The organism is Streptomyces sp. JJ66 (assembly GCF_019303495.1).
Taxonomy (GTDB): Bacteria; Actinomycetota; Actinomycetes; order Streptomycetales; family Streptomycetaceae; genus Streptomyces.
The window spans coordinates 1-207 of sequence record NZ_JAEVFI010000018.1 but is presented as its reverse complement, the minus strand read 5'-3'; the positions used below and the strand labels follow the sequence as shown (position 1 = coordinate 207).

Below are 207 nucleotides of genomic sequence, written 5' to 3'. Positions count from 1 at the left end.
CCTACACAGTGGACGCAAGCAACTATGGACAAGCCCTCGGCCTATTAGTACCGGTCAACTCCACCCATTACTGGGCTTCCATATCCGGCCTATCAACCCGGTCGTCTACCGGGAGCCTTACCCTCTTATAGAGGTGGGAGTCCTCATCTCGAAGCAGGCTTCCCGCTTAGATGCTTTCAGCGGTTATCCTTTCCGAACGTAGCCAAC

Annotated in this window: 1 rRNA gene; it reads right to left on the bottom strand. The window is 54.6% G+C overall.

Annotated elements, in window-relative coordinates:
- Positions 1 to 24 precede the first annotated feature (24 nt).
- Positions 25 to 207, bottom strand: a 23S ribosomal RNA gene (locus JJV70_RS14745); the annotation flags it as partial.